Source organism: Streptomyces sp. A3M-1-3 (assembly GCF_024213665.1).
GTDB lineage: Bacteria > Actinomycetota > Actinomycetes > Streptomycetales > Streptomycetaceae > Streptomyces.
The window spans coordinates 224,395-238,733 of sequence record NZ_JANAVP010000005.1 but is presented as its reverse complement, the minus strand read 5'-3'; the positions used below and the strand labels follow the sequence as shown (position 1 = coordinate 238,733).

Annotated in this window: 13 protein-coding genes, 1 pseudogene and 1 riboswitch; of the genes and pseudogenes, 8 read left to right on the top strand and 6 right to left on the bottom strand. The window is 68.1% G+C overall.

Annotated features, from left to right (window positions below):
- Position 1 precedes the first annotated feature (1 nt).
- A complete protein-coding gene (locus tag NLX86_RS08120) occupies positions 2–382 on the bottom strand; it encodes a phage holin family protein (RefSeq protein WP_254370902.1) in 381 nt (126 codons plus the stop codon).
- Between the two features lie 103 nt (positions 383–485).
- Here NLX86_RS08120 and NLX86_RS08115 point away from each other — a divergent pair, with 103 nt between their 5' ends.
- From NLX86_RS08115 to NLX86_RS08105, 3 genes and pseudogenes are all read left to right on the top strand, one after another.
- Positions 486–803 carry a cupin domain-containing protein gene (locus NLX86_RS08115; RefSeq protein ID WP_254370901.1) on the top strand — a complete coding sequence of 106 codons (318 nt, stop codon included), beginning with the start codon at positions 486–488 and terminating at the stop codon, positions 801–803.
- A gap of 123 nt (positions 804–926) precedes the next feature.
- Positions 927–1,145, top strand: coding sequence for a DUF5326 family protein (locus NLX86_RS08110; RefSeq protein WP_254370900.1), 219 nt, complete (start codon positions 927–929; stop codon positions 1,143–1,145).
- A gap of 296 nt (positions 1,146–1,441) precedes the next feature.
- Positions 1,442–1,931 (top strand): annotated as a pseudogene (locus tag NLX86_RS08105) (SsgA family sporulation/cell division regulator).
- Between the two features lie 17 nt (positions 1,932–1,948).
- On the opposite strand, the gene NLX86_RS08100 reads toward NLX86_RS08105, so the two are convergent.
- Entirely contained in the window at positions 1,949–3,307 is a 1,359-nt protein-coding gene (locus NLX86_RS08100) for a YibE/F family protein (RefSeq protein ID WP_254370899.1), read from the bottom strand.
- Between the two features lie 73 nt (positions 3,308–3,380).
- A riboswitch (TPP riboswitch) is annotated at positions 3,381–3,494 on the top strand.
- Between NLX86_RS08100 and thiC the strand changes: the two genes are divergently transcribed.
- Both thiC and NLX86_RS34365 read left to right on the top strand, forming a co-directional pair.
- Positions 3,487–5,253, top strand: a complete 1,767-nt coding sequence (thiC, locus tag NLX86_RS08095; RefSeq protein WP_254370898.1) for a phosphomethylpyrimidine synthase ThiC — start codon at positions 3,487–3,489, stop codon at positions 5,251–5,253. Its footprint overlaps the riboswitch before it by 8 nt.
- A gap of 177 nt (positions 5,254–5,430) precedes the next feature.
- Complete coding sequence (locus NLX86_RS34365; RefSeq protein WP_302061062.1) at positions 5,431–6,258, top strand: hypothetical protein; 828 nt, start codon at positions 5,431–5,433, stop codon at positions 6,256–6,258.
- A gap of 76 nt (positions 6,259–6,334) precedes the next feature.
- On the opposite strand, the gene NLX86_RS08085 is transcribed toward NLX86_RS34365, so the two are convergent.
- The 3 genes from NLX86_RS08085 to NLX86_RS08075 form a co-directional block, all read right to left on the bottom strand.
- A complete protein-coding gene (locus NLX86_RS08085; protein WP_254370897.1) occupies positions 6,335–7,177 on the bottom strand; it encodes a hypothetical protein in 843 nt (280 codons plus the stop codon).
- 182 nt (positions 7,178–7,359) lie between these two features.
- Positions 7,360–8,511, bottom strand: coding sequence for a metallophosphoesterase (locus tag NLX86_RS08080; RefSeq protein ID WP_254370966.1), 1,152 nt, complete (start codon positions 8,509–8,511; stop codon positions 7,360–7,362).
- A 167-nt stretch (positions 8,512–8,678) separates the two neighbouring features.
- Entirely contained in the window at positions 8,679–9,791 is a 1,113-nt protein-coding gene (locus NLX86_RS08075; protein ID WP_254370896.1) for a LacI family DNA-binding transcriptional regulator, read from the bottom strand.
- 352 nt (positions 9,792–10,143) lie between these two features.
- On the opposite strand from NLX86_RS08075, the gene hisC reads away from it, so the two are divergent.
- A complete protein-coding gene (gene hisC / locus NLX86_RS08070) occupies positions 10,144–11,223 on the top strand; it encodes a histidinol-phosphate transaminase (protein WP_254370895.1) in 1,080 nt (359 codons plus the stop codon).
- Between the two features lie 14 nt (positions 11,224–11,237).
- On the opposite strand, the gene NLX86_RS08065 is transcribed toward hisC, so the two are convergent.
- Positions 11,238–11,609 (bottom strand): cyclophilin-like fold protein, encoded by a 372-nt coding sequence (locus NLX86_RS08065; RefSeq protein WP_254370894.1) that lies wholly within the window; start codon positions 11,607–11,609, stop codon positions 11,238–11,240.
- A 188-nt stretch (positions 11,610–11,797) separates the two neighbouring features.
- On the opposite strand from NLX86_RS08065, the gene NLX86_RS08060 reads away from it, so the two are divergent.
- Both NLX86_RS08060 and cydB read left to right on the top strand, forming a co-directional pair.
- Positions 11,798–13,306, top strand: a complete 1,509-nt coding sequence (locus NLX86_RS08060) for a cytochrome ubiquinol oxidase subunit I (protein ID WP_254370893.1) — start codon at positions 11,798–11,800, stop codon at positions 13,304–13,306.
- 19 nt (positions 13,307–13,325) lie between these two features.
- Positions 13,326–14,327, top strand: a complete 1,002-nt coding sequence (cydB, locus tag NLX86_RS08055) for a cytochrome d ubiquinol oxidase subunit II (RefSeq protein ID WP_254370892.1) — start codon at positions 13,326–13,328, stop codon at positions 14,325–14,327.
- Positions 14,328–14,339 lie beyond the last annotated feature (12 nt).

Sequence of the window (14,339 nt, the reverse complement as noted above, 5' to 3'; positions counted from 1 at the left end):
TTCAGTCCCTGTCGTCAGGCAGGAGGACATTCAACGCCCAGGACACGACGCTGATGATCAGGCCGCCGAGCACGGCGGTCCAGAAGCCCTCGACGTGGAAGCCGAGGTCCAGCTTGTCCGCGAGCCAGGATGTCAGCAGCAGCATGAGGGCGTTGATCACGAGGGTGATCAGGCCGAGCGTGAGGATGAACAGAGGCAGGGTCAGCAGCTTCACGACCGGCTTGACGACGAAGTTGACCAGGCCGAAGAGCAGCGCCACGAGGACCAGGGTGAGGGCCTTGCGGCCGGTGTCCTCACCGGTCAGCGTTATGTCCTGGAGCAGCCAGATGGCCACCGCCAGGGCCGCCGCGTTGGCGATCGTCTTGACTACGAAATTCATCATGTGTCTGATCGTGGCAGACGTGATCGGCGCTGCACACCGGCGGAACCGTGAAATCGAACTGAGCAGTCAAACCGTGGAAACAAGCGCAAGGGGCGGACGGGCGATGAAGGCATTCCGGCTGGACGAACTGGAGGCGGAACGGGCCGCCAACGACGGTGCGTATCTGCAGTTCCTGCGGGAGCGGAACATGTCCCTCGGCCTGTACGCGCTGGACGCCGGCCAGAGTGACCCGCAGCAGCCGCACCGGCAGGACGAGGTGTACTTCGTCGTCAGCGGGCGCGCCTCGATCACGGTGGGGATGGAGACGACGCAGGTCGGGCGGGGCAGCGTCGTGTACGTTCCGGCCGGCGTGCCGCACAAGTTCCACCACATCAGCGAGGATCTGCGGGTGATGGTCGTCTTCTCTCCGCCTGAGAGCTGACCTACGGGCCCGGGTCTCCTAGGGGGGACATCAGGGGAGACCAAGGGCCTGCAGGGCCCCGTCCGGCACCGCTTCGCCCCTAGCATCAAAGGCACAGACACCGCCAGGAAAGAGGTAGGGACGATGGCCGTACGGGAGATGTTCGCGGGGATGCCGTGGTGGGTGAAGTGGATCGCGGTGCCGGTCATCGCTCTCGTCGTGTTCGGCGGCCTCATCACGAGCCTGCTCACCTTGGTGTTCGGACTGCTCTTCAAGGTCCTGGTGTTCGTGGCGCTCGTCGCGGGACTCGTCTTCGTCGTACGGAAGTTCATGTCGACCTCGACCTCCCGCAGCGACTGGTGACGTGACGGGAAGGACGTGACGGGACGGGGTACGCCGTGACGCGGCCTCCGCAGGCTGGTTAACCCGGCTGAGGGAACGTGCCGTCGTAACCCCGCTCGTGCCGGGGGCGGGCCGCGCGATTGGTCTGTGCAGTGGAAAGGCTGCGGAACGAAGTAGGCGCGCTGTTGAACTCGCTCGCGTTCTCTATCAGTATCTGAGAACTCACTCCTTGTGATCCCTCGTGCTTCCACCACGATTGGGCAATAGGGGCCAGCGGTGATCATTCCTGGCCACTTTCCACTACAGCGGGGTTGGCAATGCGCGAGTCGGTGCAGGCAGAGGTCATGATGAGCTTCCTCGTCTCGGAGGAGCTCTCGTTCCGGATCCCGGTGGGACTGCGGTACGAGGCGAGTGACCCGTACGCGGTACGGCTGACCTTCCACCTGCCCGGCGGCGCCACGGTGACCTGGGCATTCGGCCGCGAGCTGCTCCTCGGCGGCGTCAACAGGCCGTGCGGCGAAGGCGATGTACGCATCGCGCCGGCCGGGAGTCGGGCCGGCCTTCCTCCCTGACCTCCCCGACGTACACATCCGGCTCCAGGTCGGCCCGGACCGGGCCCTGTTCCGCGCGGGCGCCGCACCACTGATCGCCTTCCTCGACCGTACCGACCGGCTCGTACCGGTGGGGCAGGAGCGGGCGCTCGGGGGCTTCGAGGGCCACCTCGACGACGCGCTGGTGCGGATCCTCGCCGAGGATGCCGAAAACGCCGAGGACGCCGAAGCCGCCGAGGAGCAGAACGCGGGCTGATCGCCCGCGCCCGCCGTTCAGCCCTTGCGGCGCCGGCCCCTGCCCCCGCGCCTCGGCGGCGTCTCCGGTGCCGCCGAGGCTCCCGCAGCTCCCGCAGCTCCCGTGGGACGGTCGGCGGAGACCACGAGCGCCGCGAGCGCCGTCGTCACCGGCACCGAGGCCACCAGACCGATCGAGCCGATAAGGGTCCGAACGATCTCCTCCGCCACCAGCTCGCTGTTGGCGACCGTCCCCACACTGCTCTGCGCGATCGAGAAGAGCAGCAGCAGCGGCAGCGCCGCACCCGCGTAAGCCAGTACAAGCGTGTTGACGACCGACGCGATGTGGTCCCGGCCGATCCGGATGCCGGCCCGGTACAGGGCGCGCGGGCCCATCGTCGGGTCGGCCTGGCGCAGTTCCCACACCGCCGAGGTCTGCGTGACCGTCACATCGTCCAGTACGCCGAGCGAACCGATGATGACGCTCGCCAGCAGCAGGCCGCTCATGTCGATGTCCGGATAGAGGCCGTGGATCAGCCCGGTGTTGTCGTCCGTGTTGCCGGTGAGGCTGGCCCAGCCGATGAAGACCGAACCGAGCAGCCCGATCAGCAGAAGCGAGATCAGGGTGCCGATGACGGCGACGGACGTACGGGCGGACAGTCCGTGGCACATGTAGAGCGAGGCCAGCATGATCGTGCTCGCTCCGACCACCGCGACGAGCAGCGGATTCGAGCCCTGAAGGATCGCGGGCAGGATGAAGAGCGTCAGGACGGCGAAGCTCACCGCGAGTGCGATCAGCGCCATCACTCCGCGCAGCCGGCCGACCGCCACCACCACGAGCGCGAAGATCCCCGCCAGCAGCGCCATCGGGAGCTTCCGGTTCACATCGGTCACCGAATACTGCAGGTCGCGGGGCGCGTCCGGCGCGTACGCCACCACCACGCCCTGCCCCTTGCTCAACTGCCGCGGCGCGTCCGGCTGGATGATCTCGACGAACGTGCGGCCCTTGTCCTCGCCGGTCGTCACCTCGATCGTCGCCCGCGTGCACTCCCCCTTCTGCGCCTGCTGCGCCTCCCGCCCCTCGGGTGTCGACGGGTCGCCGGTCGGCGGCACCTGCGAGGCGTTCACGTCCTTGCAGTCGACCTTCTCCACCTTCGTGACCGCGCCCTGCTGCGTCTGCCGGTCGAAACCGACACCGGTGCGCTCGTGCGCGGGCGCACCGCCCGGCCAGAGCACCACCAGACCGACGAGGACCGCGGTGGCGAAGGGGATCAGCACCGCGGCGATGACCTTGCGCAGGTGCTGGGAGACGGGAGCGGCGGGACCGTGGCCGTGGCCGTGGGAGTGGCCGTGCGCGTGGCCCTGGGGCTCGGCGGGAGGCGGGGGCAAGGAGGTCACCGACCGATCATCGCAAGAACTTCAGGGGGGTCCACTGTTCAGCACGCCAGAGATGACGCTAGCGTGGGGGCACCTTTGCACACGCGGGAGCTCGGAGCACCGGGCTGAGAGGGCGCTGACGTAGCTGCGCCGACCGCCGAACCTGTTACCGGGTAATGCCGGCGTAGGGAGTAGGTCTCATGACCATTCAGGATGCACGCACGCCTGCCGCCGAGTCGGCGGAGCGCAAGCCGGGCTGGCACAAGGGATACGTCATGGGCTCGCGCCCCGACCTCCGCGTGCCGGTACGTCAGGTGCACCTCACCAACGGCAAGGACGTGACGCTGTACGACACGTCCGGTCCGTACACCGACCCCACCGTCGAAACCGACGTCCGGCGCGGCCTGCCGCCGCTGCGGGAGAACTGGATCATCGGCCGCGGTGACACCGAGGAGTACGCGGGCCGCCCGGTCCGTCCCGAGGACGACGGCATCAAGCACACCTCGCCGCGCGGCGGGCTGCGCAACCTCGACGCGGTCTTCCCCGGCCGCCCGCGCCAGCCGCGCCGGGGCCGCGACGGGCAGGCGGTGACGCAGCTCGCGTACGCCCGCCGGGCCGAGATCACTCCGGAGATGGAGTACGTCGCGATCCGCGAGAACGTTTCTCCCGAGGTCGTACGTGAGGAGATCGCGGCCGGCCGGGCCGTCCTGCCGGCCAACGTGAACCACCCGGAGATCGAGCCGATGATCATCGGCAAGCAGTTCCTGGTGAAGGTCAACGCCAACATCGGCAACTCGGCGGTCACCTCCTCCATCGAGGAGGAGGTGGACAAGATGACGTGGGCCACCAAGTGGGGCGCGGACACGGTCATGGACCTGTCCACCGGCCGCAACATCCACACCACCCGCGAGTGGGTCCTGCGCAACTCCCCCGTGCCCATCGGCACCGTGCCCCTCTACCAGGCGCTGGAGAAGGTCGACGGCAAGGCCGAGGAGCTGACCTGGGAGATCTACAAGGACACGGTCATCGAGCAGGCCGAGCAGGGCGTCGACTACATGACGGTCCACGCCGGTGTGCTCCTGCGGTACGTGCCGCTGACCGCGCGCCGCAAGACCGGCATCGTCTCGCGCGGTGGCTCGATCATGGCGGCCTGGTGTCTGGCGCACCACAAGGAATCGTTCCTGTACGAGAACTTCGAGGAGCTCTGCGAGATCCTCGCCGCGTACGACGTGACGTACTCCCTCGGCGACGGCCTGCGCCCCGGATCGATCGCCGACGCAAACGACGAGGCGCAGTTCGCGGAGCTGCGCACGCTCGGCGAGCTCAACACCATCGCCAAGCGCCACAACGTCCAGACGATGATCGAAGGCCCGGGCCACGTCCCGATGCACAAGATCAAGGAGAACATCGACCTCCAGCAGGAGATCTGCGAGGAGGCCCCGTTCTACACGCTGGGCCCGCTGACGACGGACGTGGCTCCGGCGTACGACCACATCACCTCGGGCATCGGTGCGGCGATGATCGCCTGGTGGGGTACGGCGATGCTCTGCTACGTCACGCCCAAGGAGCACCTGGGCCTGCCGGACCGGGACGACGTGAAGACCGGCGTCATCACGTACAAGATCGCGGCACACGCGGCGGACCTGGCCAAGGGCCACCCGGGCGCGCAGGAGTGGGACGACGCGCTGTCCGACGCGCGGTTCGAGTTCCGGTGGGAGGACCAGTTCAACCTGGCTCTCGACCCGGACACGGCTCGCGAGTTCCACGACGCGACGCTGCCCGCCGAGCCGGCGAAGACCGCGCACTTCTGCTCGATGTGCGGCCCGAAGTTCTGCTCGATGAAGATCTCGCAGGACATCCGGCGTCAGCACGGAGGTACGCAGGAGGAGATCGAGAGCGGGATGGCGGAGAAGTCGAAGGAGTTCGCGGCGAGCGGCAGCCGCGTGTACCTGCCGCTTGCGGACTGATGTGACGCACGGCGGTGCCCCTGGACCGATCGACCACGGGGCACCGCCGTGCTTCAACCGGGTCTATCGCTTTGCGCCCGCCTGCCTCGACTTGGCAGCCGGAACTCCGGTGGCCGGTGCGAGAAGTGGAGCGAGGCGCCGTACAGCGAACTCACGGTTGGCGAGCGTCTGCCTGCGATGGGCATCCGGGAGGGTCGGACATCGCCAGAAGTCGCGGGGGACAAGGACGAGTGCAAGGACGATCACCATAAGCCGAAGAAGCCGGACAGCCTGAAGTCCTACATGCAGTGGCTGGACTACGGCTACGGCGAGGACTACGGCTACGGCGACGACAAGTGCAAGAAGGGTGCGACCGGTCCGACCGGTCCGACCGGGCCTCCCGGTCAAGACGGCGAAGACGGCGAAGACGGTGCCACCGGACCGACCGGCCCTCCCGGAGCGACAGGGGCAACGGGGGCGACCGGGCCTGGCGGCGGTGAGCGCGGCCCGACCGGACCGACCGGTCCTCCCGGCGCGGACGGCGACGATGGTGCGACGGGTGCCACGGGTGCCACCGGCCCGGCGGTGTGCAACGACATCGACGCCATCAGGCGACAGGCCAGCCGCGAGCAGGAAGCCGCGCTCGTCAACGGGATCACGTACGTGGGTATCCGGGGTCTCCAGAGCGAAATCACCCCGTTCGTCTGGACGGACCTCACCGATCCGGAGACCCATCCTGGCTGCCCCGACAACGCGTGTTCCGTCTCCATTGCCGAGCACAACAACCTGGTCTCGGTCGAGGTGCCGACCACGGACGGGGATGTGTTTGAGACCCGGTGCGAGGTCGATGGGTCAGGCGGTGGGGACCCCAATTTCGTACTCGACTGCGTCGGCACGCCGACCGACGACATCGGCCCCTGGTTCCAGCTGACGTCCCCCGGGGACAGTCTGCTGTCCAAGTCCAGGTTAAAGAGCCTGCACGCCATGACCCACGAGCACGGCGTGCAGGTCAACAAGCAGTCCTGACCCCGTCGGGAACCCGCTAGGCACTGTGCCGTGTCCGGTTCGATCCGGGCACGGCACACGTGCGTTCGTACGTCGACTACTCCGGCTGGTGTTCCGGGCCGCCGAAGTCGGGGCTGGTGAAGTCCGGGCTGCTGTAGCTCGGGCGCCCCGCCGACGGGCCGCCGTCCGGGCCCGGGCTGGTGAAGTCCGGGCGGCTGTAGCCCAGGTTGGGGATACGGCCCACCGGGCGGCGTGGGGTGGACGCGGCCGGGTCGGAGCCGGGGTCCGCCAGGGCGTCGCGCAGGAACGGCAGGATGCCGCGCTCGAGCAGGGCGTGGCGCCAGGCTTCCCGGGCGCGGGAGACCTCGTCGGGCAGTTCGTCCGCCTCGTCCGCCACCACCTCCGTCGCGCTGTTGCGCAGCGCGGTGAGCAGCAGGCCGACGGCGGCGACGAGGATGGCCGCCGCGGTGAGGCCGCCGAAGAGCCAGCCCGTGGTGATCATGGTGTCCGCGAACGCCGGCTCGGGGGTGAGCAGTTTGAGGATGTAACCCACGAGCAGGAAGATCAACGCGGCGGTGCCGGCGAGGACGGGCGCGAGGACGGCGACGATCGCGCTGAGTCCGGCGCCGGGGGTTCCGTCCGCCGTACCGGAGCCCGCACTCGTACCTGTACCCGTGTCGGGGGCTGATCCGCCGCGGAGCCCGGTCGGTTCGCGGAGCTCCTCGCGGACCTTTACGAAGTGTTCGTACTCGGCGGCGGCCGCCGTGGTGAGTAGCGCGCTTGCGTTCAGCGCCATCGTGCGCAGCTGTTCGGCGTTGAGCCGCTCGCCGATGGCGGACAGATCAGGACGGTCGTGCGCGGTGCGCAGCGCCTCGTCGAGGATCCGTTCGAATTCCGGACGGTCCTCGGTCAGCAGGTGCGGAGCGCTGGTCATGTGCATCCCCCGATGCTCCGTCGGGCCGGTTTGCCCGCGTAGACCGGGCAGTCGGCGGAAACGGAGGAGAGCCTGCTACGGATAAGCCGATGGTAGAACGCTTACGGCACGCGGTGACAGGGCCTTTCCGTAAATTGGCCGCACGAGCTGGGCCGATCTACCCGAATCGGCCTCTACCCCGTGAAGCGTCAATTACTCAAAGGGAGTTGTACGACAAGGAGTTTGCCCGCCATGGTCACTCCGCCGTCCATCGCGATGGCGAGCCCGTCGGCGTACACATGCGGCCCTTCGACGCCCGGAGTTCCGCCGTCCTCGCCGTCCTCCGAGCCGACTTCGCCGAGGAGATACGGGATCGGGCTGTGGCCGTGGACGATGCGCTGCCCGCCATACGTGCCGAGCAGGTCCCGGACCGCCTGGGGACCCGAGTCGTCGCGGAACGCGAAGCGCTTGGTGAACTTACGGAAGAGGTCCCAGCACTCGTTGGCGTCGTTGCGGTTGAGGACGTCGTGGACGGTGTCGTTGACGGCCTCGATGGAGTCGCCGTAGTCGAGGTAGGCGGTCGTGTCGGAGTGCATCAGCAGGTGTCCGTCCTCCTCGATGACCGCGTCGAGGCGGGCCATCCACTGGAGGTGGACGTCCTGGAGGCGCTCCATGTCGGTGCGCTGGCCGCCGTTGAGCAGCCAGGCGGCCTGGAAGGTGGCGGTGCCGGCGCCGGAGTTGACCGGGGTGTCGCCGAAGCGCTTGGCGCCGATCAGGAGCAGTTCGTGGTTGCCCATCAGGGCCTTGCAGTAGCCGCCGGCGGCCGCGGCCTCGGCGGACAGCCGCATGACGAGGTCGATGACGCCGATGCCGTCGGGACCGCGGTCGGTGAAGTCGCCGAGGAACCAGAGCCGGGCGGTGCCGGCGGACCAGTGGCCGGCGGCGTCGATGAGGCCCTGGGCGTGGAGTTCGGTCACGAGTTCGTCGAGGTAGCCGTGGACGTCACCGACGACGTACAGCGGCCCCGGGCCGTCTTCGGCGGCGGGCGCGCCGGACGGGTCCAGGGCGGAGTCCGGGTTCTGGTCCGCCTGGACCTCGACCTGGACGGTGTCACCTGGGCCGCCGCGGCCGATGACCGGGAGATCGCGCTGCGTCGGGGTGTAGCCGTCGGGTTCCTCGGCGGCGTACGGAACCTGTTCGGCGGCGTACGGAACAACCTGTTCAGCGGCGTACGCAGCCTGCTCGGCGACGTACGGAACGGGCTCGTGCACGGGCGCCGGAGCAACGCGGAAGTCCCGCAATGTCGCCGTCCGCACCACGGGTCCCTGACCGGCCCCCTGAGTCATCGACCCCTCCACCACCGTCGCGCCGCCGTACACCGTCGGACCTTCCTGGTCGTGGGGGTCCGCGGTGTCGTGCGCCCATCATAGGAATGCGCCTCGTGCTGTGTGACGCACCAGGGGTGGTGAATCGGAACAGGCAACGAGGTTCGCCGGCTGTTTCTCCCGAAATGGGTGGGATCGAGGGGTCAGTCCTGGGACGGTGAGCGCGGCGCGCTGACCGTGGTGCGGGGCGGGCGGCGTTGCGACGACGTACGGATGATGAGTTCGGTCGGTATTACCTGCTCGATGGGCCGGCCGGCGTCGATGCCCTCGATGGCGTCGATGAGGAGCTGGACGACGGCGGTACCGATGCGGCGCGGTTTGAGCGAAAGGGTGGTGATGGGCGGTTCGGTGTTGGCGTACACGGTGGACTCGCTGCAGCAGACCAGCAGCAGGTCGTCGGGGACGCGCAGGCCGTACCGCCGGGCGGCGGCGAGCAGGTCGGTGCCGTTGGGGTCGAAGAGCCCGTACACGGCGTCGGGCCGGTCGGGCCGGGCCAGCAGCCGGTCGGCGGCGACGGCGCCGGCGCACGGGTCGTGGGCGGGGTAGGACTCGTACACCGGGTCCTGTCCCACGCGGTCGCACCAGTTGAGGTATGCGGTGGTGGAGAGCCGGGTGTATGTGTCGGTGGTGGTGCCGGTGAGCAGGCCGATCCGGCGGGCGCCGGCGTCGGCGAGGTGGTCGAGCAGGCCGAGTACTGCGGCCTCGTGATCGTTGTCGACCCAGGCGGTGACGGGGAGAGAGCCCGCCGGGCGTCCGTCGGAGACAACGGGTAAGCCCTGTCGTACCAGCTCGGAGACGACCGGGTCGTGGTCGGAGGGGTCGATGACGACGGTGCCGTCGAGCGCGACGTTCGACCAGACGTCGTGCCGGGAGGTGGCGGGGAGGATGACGAGGGCATAGCCGCGGGCGAGCGCGGCGGAGGTGGCGGCTCTGGCCATCTCGGCGAAGTACGCGAACTCGGTGAAGGTGAAAGGTTCATCCCCGTAGGTCGTCACGGTCAGGCCGATGAGGCCCGACTTTCCGGTACGGAGCGTGCGGGCCGCTGCGGATGGGCGGTAGCCCAGCCGGTCTGCGACCTCGCGGACGTGGCGGCGGGTGGCGTCCGGGAGCCGGCCCTTGCCGTTGAGCGCGTCGGAGACGGTCGTGATGGAGACACCGGCTGCGGCGGCCACGTCCCTGATGCCCGCCCGCCCTTGCCGGCTGCCCCGCCGGGGTGTGTCCGTCCGGCTCACCTGGTGCTTCCCTGCTGCTGTCATGGCGAGCCGATAGTAGGGCTCTGGCGGGTGGTTGGTCCGCGTGCATATGCACCCGTTGGCAGGCACGTTTCTGCAAGGTTCGCCACCCCCAACTTCCTTTGAAATCAAGGCAGTTGGGGGATTTGGGAGAGATCTGGTACTCATCGACCGGCACGGGCCTGCCAAGGAGCCGATGTCTCGAAGCGGTCTCAACTCACCTTGACGAGGGACGCGCGCCACGGCGCAAGCCACCGGCGCGCGACGATAAAGGGGCGCTCCCCCCCTTTCTCTTCGCCGCCCATTCGCAGCGGAGCGGAATCCTCATAAGGTGAGGAGTATTGAGTTGCACGGGAACGGTCGAGGAGGACCTGCGGTGAGCGAGAAGAGTCCCAAGCTGCGCGCCGAGCTGGACGGCATCCCCACGTACAAGCCGGGCCGGCCTGCCGCGGCCGGGGGTCCGGTGGCGTACAAGCTGTCCTCGAACGAGAACCCGTACCCGCCGCTGCCCGGTGTGCTGGAGAGCGCGATCGCCGCTGCCGGGAATTTCAACCGCTACCCGGACATGGCCTGTACGGGCCTGATGAACGAGCTGGCCGAGCGGTTCGGGGTGCCCGTTTCGCACCTGGCGACCGGTACCGGCTCGGTCGGGGTCGCGCAGTCGTTGCTGCAGTCGACGTCGGGTCCGGGCGATGAGGTCATCTACGCCTGGCGGTCGTTCGAGGCGTACCCGATCATTACGCAGATCTCCGGCGCGAAGGCGGTGCCGGTTCCGCTGACGGCCGGCGACGTGCACGACCTGGACGCGATGGCGGACGCGATCACCGACCGGACGCGGCTGATCTTCGTGTGCAACCCGAACAACCCGACCGGCACGGTGGTGCGCAGGGCCGAGCTGGAGCGCTTCCTCGACCGGGTGCCGTCCGATGTGCTGGTGGTCCTGGACGAGGCGTACCGGGAGTTCATCCGGGACGCTGACGTGCCGGACGGCATCGAGATCTACCGCGACCGGCCGAATGTGGCTGTGCTGCGCACGTTCTCCAAGGCGTACGGGCTGGCCGGCCTGCGGGTCGGCTTCGCCGTCGCGCATGAGCCGGTCGCGGCCGCGCTGCGCAAGACCGCCGTTCCCTTCGGTGTCAGCCAGCTCGCCCAGGACGCGGCCGTGGCTTCGCTGCAAGCCGAGGACGAACTGCTCGGGCGGGTCGGCTCGCTGGTCTGTGAGCGCAACCGGGTCTACGAGACGCTGGTCAAGCAGGGCTGGACCCTGCCCGAGACGCAGGCGAACTTTGTCTGGCTGCGGCTGGGGGAGCGTACGACCGACTTCGCCGCGGCCTGCGAGCGGGCCGGTGTGGTGGTCCGGCCGTTCGCGGGTGAGGGCCTGCGGGTCACGATCGGTGAGACCGAGGCCAATGACCTGTTCCTGCACACGGCCGAGGCATTCCGCCGGGAGCTGTAGGTCTTTCTGCCGGCTTACGGCACGAGTTCCACCCGGATCGGGTCGCCCTCGCGGACGGTTGCCAGCACGCGCGGGTCGCCGTCGATCCGGCCGAGGAGATTGCACGGGCTCGCGAGGCGGCACTCCCCGCCTCGCGAGATCGGTGTGGGCCCGTAGGGCAGGGCCAGCGCGTCGCCGTCGGTCCAGAACGCCACCGTGCCCGGATCCACCACCTGCTGTGCGTCCGGTTCGAGGGCGGCGGTCAGGCGGGTGTCGAAGTAGACCTCCTCGCCCCAGGTGTGGGCGGAGGAGGAGAGCGGCAGGGCTTCGGTGAGGGTCTTGCTCGTCGGGGTCTCGTCGAGGGTGGCCGTCAGCTGTCCGGCGGGCCAGGAGATGCGGATCTTCATGCGTCGAATTCAACAATATGTTGAAGAAATCCGGAAGAGTCACCCCCGGTAGAAGGTACGGATTTCGCATGAGCCATAATGCTTGTGAATGTGAACGCGTTCACAAGCGTGCCCTGGTTTCTCCGGCAATGTCAGGGGTCGACCGGGCAGACTGCGGCTGTGACAACGGTGAAGTAAGGAGAGACGACGTGGACCTCGCTCTTGCGCCAGAGACTCTCGCGCGCTGGCAGTTCGGTATCACCACCGTCTACCACTTCCTCTTCGTACCTCTGACGATCTCTCTCGCCGCGCTCACCGCCGGCCTGCAGACCGCCTGGGTGCGGACGGAGAACGACAAGTACCTCAGGGCCACGAAGTTCTGGGGAAAGCTCTTCCTGATCAACATCGCCATGGGTGTGGTCACCGGCATCGTGCAGGAATTCCAGTTCGGCATGAACTGGTCGGACTACTCGCGCTTCGTCGGTGACATCTTCGGTGCCCCGCTGGCGTTCGAGGCGCTGATCGCCTTCTTCTTCGAGTCCACCTTCATCGGACTGTGGATCTTCGGCTGGGACAAGCTGCCGAAGAAGATCCACCTCGCCTGTATGTGGATGGTGTCGATCGGCACCGTTCTCTCCGCCTACTTCATCCTGGCCGCCAACTCCTGGATGCAGCACCCGGTCGGCTACCGGATCAACGAGGAGCGCGGGCGGGCCGAGCTCACCGACTTCTGGCTCGTGCTCACCCAGAACACGGCGCTCACCCAGTTCTTCCACACCATGACGGCCGCCTTCCTCGTCGGCGGCGCGTTCATGGCCGGCATCTCCGCCTTCCACCTCGCCCGCAGAAAGCACATCCCGGTGATGCGGATGTCGCTGCGCGTCGGGCTGGTGACCGTCGTGCTCGCCGGAGCGCTCACCGCCGTCAGCGGCGACCTGCTCGGCAAGGTCATGTTCAAGCAGCAGCCGATGAAGATGGCCGCCGCCGAGGCGCTCTGGGACGGCGAAGCGCCCGCACCCTTCTCGATCTTCGCGTACGGGGATGTCGACGCCGGCCACAACAAGGTCGCCATAGAGATCCCCGGACTGCTGTCCTTCCTCGCCAACGACGACTTCACCTCCTACGTCCCCGGCATCAACGACGTCAACAAGGCTGAGCAGGAAGCCTTTGGGCCCGGCGACTACCGGCCCAACATCCCGGTCGCCTACTGGGGCTTCCGCTGGATGATCGGCTTCGGCATGGCGTCCTTCGGCATCGGGCTGCTCGGCCTCTGGCTCACCCGCAGGAAGTTCCTTCTGCCGCCGGGCCTGCGCACCGGCGACGACGAAGCGCCGCGTCTGGTGCTCTTCAGGAACAAGGCCCTCAGCCCCAGGTTCACCAAGTGGTACTGGATCGTGGCGCTCTGGACGATGGCCTTCCCGCTGATCGCCAACTCCTGGGGCTGGATCTTCACCGAGATGGGCCGCCAGCCCTGGGTGGTCTACGGCGTGCTGCGCACCCGCGACGCGGTCTCCCCCGGTGTCTCCCAGGGCGAGGTGATCATCTCGATGACGGTGTTCACCCTCCTCTACGCGGTGCTCGCCGTGATCGAGGTCAGGCTGCTTCTGAAGTACGTCAAGGCCGGACCGCCGGAGCTCACGGAGTCCGATCTCAACCCGCCCACCCGGATCGGCGGCGACGACAAAGACGCCGACCGGCCCATGGCCTTCTCGTACTGAGCCGCTGAGGAGCTGAGGTATGGAACTCCACGACGTCTGGTTCGTGCTCATCGCCGTCCTATGGACCGGCTACTTCTTCCTCGAGGGCTTCGACTTCGGGGTCGGGGTACTGACCAAGCTGCTGGCCCGCGACCGTAAGGAGCGGCGGGTCCTGATCAACACCATCGGGCCCGTCTGGGACGGCAACGAGGTGTGGCTGCTCACCGCAGGCGGTGCGACCTTTGCTGCCTTCCCCGAGTGGTACGCCACCCTGTTCTCCGGCTTCTACCTGCCGCTGCTGCTGATCCTGGTCTGTCTGATCGTGCGCGGTGTCGCCTTCGAGTACCGGGCGAAGCGGCCCGAGGAGAAGTGGCAGACCAACTGGGAGCACGCGATCTTCTGGACCTCGTTGCTGCCCGCCCTGCTGTGGGGTGTCGCCTTCGGCAACATCGTGCGCGGCGTGAAGATCGACGCGGAGATGGAGTACGTCGGCAGCCTCGGGGACCTGGTCAACGTCTACTCGGTCCTCGGCGGACTGGTCACGCTGACGCTCTTCACCTTCCACGGTGCGGTGTTCACCGCGCTGAAGACGGTGGGGGACATCCGGGACCGGTCCCGGCGGCTCGCGACCTCACTGGGTCTGGTGACGGCCGTGCTGGCGCTCGTCTTCCTGGTCTGGACCCAGGTCTCCCGCGGCGACGGCAAGAGCTTCGTCGCGGTGATCGTGGCGGTTCTGGCCCTGGTGGCGGCGCTGGGGTTCAACATGGTGGGGCGAGAAGGCTGGGCGTTCGCCCTGTCCGGGGTCACCATCGCGGCCGTGGTCGCGATGCTGTTCCTGACGCTGTTCCCGAACGTCATGCCGTCCTCGCTGAACGAGGAGTGGAACCTCACGGTCGCCAACGCCTCCTCCAGCCCGTACACCTTGAAGATCATGACCTGGTGCGCGGCGGTCGCGACGCCGATCGTTCTCCTCTACCAGGGGTGGACCTACTGGGTGTTCCGCAAGCGGATCGGTACGCAGCACATCGCCGATGCGCACTAGTGGGGGATGTTT

Excerpts from the sequence above, each read along its gene's own strand:
- NLX86_RS08085 (WP_254370897.1), bottom strand. The coding sequence starts at position 7,177 with ATGCACATGACCAGCGCTCCGCACCTGCTGACCGAGGACCGTCCGGAA.
- NLX86_RS08110 (WP_254370900.1), top strand. The coding sequence starts at position 927 with ATGGCCGTACGGGAGATGTTCGCGGGGATGCCGTGGTGGGTGAAGTGG.
- NLX86_RS08075 (WP_254370896.1), bottom strand. The coding sequence starts at position 9,791 with ATGACAGCAGCAGGGAAGCACCAGGTGAGCCGGACGGACACACCCCGG.
- thiC (WP_254370898.1), top strand. The coding sequence starts at position 3,487 with ATGACCATTCAGGATGCACGCACGCCTGCCGCCGAGTCGGCGGAGCGC.
- NLX86_RS34365 (WP_302061062.1), top strand. The coding sequence starts at position 5,431 with ATGGGCATCCGGGAGGGTCGGACATCGCCAGAAGTCGCGGGGGACAAG.
- cydB (WP_254370892.1), top strand. The coding sequence starts at position 13,326 with ATGGAACTCCACGACGTCTGGTTCGTGCTCATCGCCGTCCTATGGACC.
- NLX86_RS08120 (WP_254370902.1), bottom strand. The coding sequence starts at position 382 with ATGATGAATTTCGTAGTCAAGACGATCGCCAACGCGGCGGCCCTGGCG.
- NLX86_RS08065 (WP_254370894.1), bottom strand. The coding sequence starts at position 11,609 with ATGAAGATCCGCATCTCCTGGCCCGCCGGACAGCTGACGGCCACCCTC.
- NLX86_RS08115 (WP_254370901.1), top strand. The coding sequence starts at position 486 with ATGAAGGCATTCCGGCTGGACGAACTGGAGGCGGAACGGGCCGCCAAC.